Raw genomic sequence first — 2,457 nt, 5'->3', positions numbered from 1 at the left:
AAGTGTTCAAACAGTGACATAGGGAATAGGTCGTTAGCATAACATGCTTGCTCTGATCCTGTTTAAGCCTAAAAGTTTCCGTTAGTTAACAAAGTATGATCCCGCCCTGCCATTGGTCCAAGGCACTTAACATGCTTAAACCAATTAAGAGGGCGAAAGCTTCAAAAACACCCAGAAAAAGCACACAGGCAAAAGCGATGGTATAAGGTAAATTAGGCTGTTCAACTAAAAACGCCCACATAGTCATCTCCTTGGACGATACAGCATTCCATTTATTTCACTGTAATTATCAACTTATGAACGACAGAATAGCAAGACAAGGATCATTTCTAAACTAAAAAATTAACTCTAAAATGGGTTTATCCCTCCCACATTATGCACTTATGATATTGCCTTCATAACTGCATATTCTAAGTGGTATTTATGAATGAAATAACATTTTACTTGGCTTATAGAGGCTTTAAATTACCGCTGAATTCTCTTTTTAGGCGAGTTTAAGTATATAATGCCGAGCTTATTTTAATCAGGACACTTTGAACGGGATAAATATCGGCCATGTTACTGCGTGCAATCACCCCACAGGATTGGGATGCGATTCTACAGATCCAAGATGAATGCTATGCGCAGTTGGATCCTGAGCCTCTGCATGTTCTACAAAGTAAATGGCAAGTATCACCCCAGTCCTGCTTTGTATTTGAAGTCAATGAGTCGGTTGTAGGTTATTGTTTAGCCCACCCTTGGACCACTAATATGCCACCCGCGCTATATGAACCTATCACCCATTTACCGAAGGCAGATACTTTATATCTGCACGATATTGCAATTTCGGTCAAAGCCCAAGGTTTAGGTGCTGGCACTAAGGCACTAACGCGATTAAAACTATTAGCGGATCGCTTGAACCTCAACTCGTTATCCTTAGTTGCAGTGCAAGGCGCCGACAGTTATTGGCGTAAAATGGGTTTTAAATCTCAAACCATCGATAAATGTCTTGGTACTTACACCCATGATGCCATGTATATGATTTATAAAATCAATCATAGAGATTAAAGATGAATCCGACCCTGACGACTATTGGCTTACTCTGCCTTAGCAATATCTTTATGACCTTTGCTTGGTATGGCCATTTAAAAACCCTAGGCTCAAAACCTTGGATTATTGCCGCCTTAGTCAGTTGGGGAATTGCCCTATTCGAATACCTATTGCAAGTGCCTGCTAACCGTATCGGGTATACGGTGATGAATGTCGGCCAATTAAAAATTTTACAAGAAGTCATCACCTTGAGTCTGTTTGTCCCCTTTGCCTATTTCTACATGAAAGAACCATTAAAGCTCGATTATCTGTGGGCAGGACTGTGCATCTTAGGTGCTGTGTATTTTATTTTTAGAAGTGAATTTAATTAATTTCAGACTTATTTCAGGAGAGCTCCCCCATGGCCCGTCAAGTCACTTATACCTTCAAAGGTCAGACTAAAACCATCGCCTTTAGCTACGACAAACACCACGATTTATATGAAGCCGTCGCCGAAGCGGAAGGCATTGACCTTACGAAGTTTTTAGCCATGGAACAACAAATTGCCATGACCTCACGCAAAGGCGCAAAGGCAGAAAAGGATTTTAGAAAAGTTGAATTCGCCCGTTTTGGCTTCAGTAATATTCACTTTGTTCGCGACGAAGAGCCCGAAGCTTAAGTGCAATTTTATCTAATAATGCCTTTTTCAGACTAGGATTAGCCAATGTTAAATAGTGAACATGCCAACTTTCCGCGGGCGGGATTTTTCCGTCGATTGGGCGCCGCCATCTACGATCTTCTACTAGCGGTTGCTGTCTATATGTTTGCCGGCGCCATTGGGTTTGGAATATTTTTCGGCCTGACATCCTCAGGACTTGTGAGCATGAATGGTTTTGAACATATCTCAGATGCCCTAAATGGCACGCCGATTTACCATGGTATATATCAGCTATGGCTTGCCCTATGCGTTGGCACTTTCTACGCGCTATTTTGGAGTAGAGGCGGACAAACCTTAGGCATGCGCGCGTGGCGCTTGAAAATCCAACATCCTAACGGCCAAAATTTAAGCCTGGTTACCGCCTATGCACGCATTATTTGGTCATTACTGGGTATTGGCAATCTTTGGATATTAATTAACACCGATAAATTAGCTTTACAGGATATGATGACCCGCTCAGAAGTCGTTGTGCTATCAAAGGAAGCCAATCAAATGCGCAACTGGCGTGGCGCTTAAGCTGAACTTATCCCAATCATTTTACCTATGCAGATACAGTTAATGTGAACATAGACAATACGATTGGTATTGCACAGAATATAAAAAACGACGCTAATGCGTCGTTTCAGATTAATGACAAACCCCGGTTTTTGACACCGGGGTTTGTTTTTTTAAGGCTGTAATCTTTATGTTGCCTCTTTCTGTCTTTTTACTACTATCAAATCTGTTTTAAA

General features: G+C 41.4%; 4 protein-coding genes and 1 pseudogene. 4 read left to right on the top strand and 1 reads right to left on the bottom strand.

Annotated elements, in window-relative coordinates; all coding sequences use genetic code 11:
* Positions 1-109 precede the first annotated feature (109 nt).
* Positions 110-241, bottom strand: a pseudogene (locus tag L2744_RS21250) (hypothetical protein); the annotation flags it as partial.
* Between the two features lie 314 nt (positions 242-555).
* Here L2744_RS21250 and L2744_RS21245 point away from each other — a divergent pair.
* The 4 genes from L2744_RS21245 to L2744_RS21230 are packed head-to-tail and all read left to right on the top strand — an operon-like array spanning position 556 to position 2,242.
* Positions 556-1,047, top strand: a complete 492-nt coding sequence (locus tag L2744_RS21245) for a GNAT family N-acetyltransferase (protein WP_248993742.1) — start codon at positions 556-558, stop codon at positions 1,045-1,047.
* Between the two features lie 2 nt (positions 1,048-1,049).
* Complete coding sequence (locus tag L2744_RS21240) at positions 1,050-1,400, top strand: DMT family protein (RefSeq protein WP_006082592.1); 351 nt, start codon at positions 1,050-1,052, stop codon at positions 1,398-1,400.
* A gap of 29 nt (positions 1,401-1,429) precedes the next feature.
* Positions 1,430-1,687 carry a DUF2960 domain-containing protein gene (locus L2744_RS21235; RefSeq protein ID WP_007646407.1) on the top strand — a complete coding sequence of 86 codons (258 nt, stop codon included), beginning with the start codon at positions 1,430-1,432 and terminating at the stop codon, positions 1,685-1,687.
* 45 nt (positions 1,688-1,732) lie between these two features.
* Positions 1,733-2,242 (top strand): RDD family protein, encoded by a 510-nt coding sequence (locus tag L2744_RS21230; RefSeq protein ID WP_248993741.1) that lies wholly within the window; start codon positions 1,733-1,735, stop codon positions 2,240-2,242.
* Positions 2,243-2,457: the final 215 nt, after the last annotated feature.

Origin of the sequence: Shewanella profunda, assembly GCF_023283765.1 — a bacterium.
GTDB classification, from domain to species: Bacteria; Pseudomonadota; Gammaproteobacteria; order Enterobacterales; family Shewanellaceae; genus Shewanella; species Shewanella profunda.
This window is presented reverse-complemented; position numbering and strand designations above follow the sequence as displayed.

What these genes read in the sequence shown, in the direction of transcription:
- L2744_RS21245 (WP_248993742.1), top strand. Translation starts at nt 556, where the DNA reads ATGTTACTGCGTGCAATCACCCCACAGGATTGGGATGCGATTCTACAG.
- L2744_RS21240 (WP_006082592.1), top strand. Translation starts at nt 1,050, where the DNA reads ATGAATCCGACCCTGACGACTATTGGCTTACTCTGCCTTAGCAATATC.
- L2744_RS21235 (WP_007646407.1), top strand. Translation starts at nt 1,430, where the DNA reads ATGGCCCGTCAAGTCACTTATACCTTCAAAGGTCAGACTAAAACCATC.
- L2744_RS21230 (WP_248993741.1), top strand. Translation starts at nt 1,733, where the DNA reads ATGTTAAATAGTGAACATGCCAACTTTCCGCGGGCGGGATTTTTCCGT.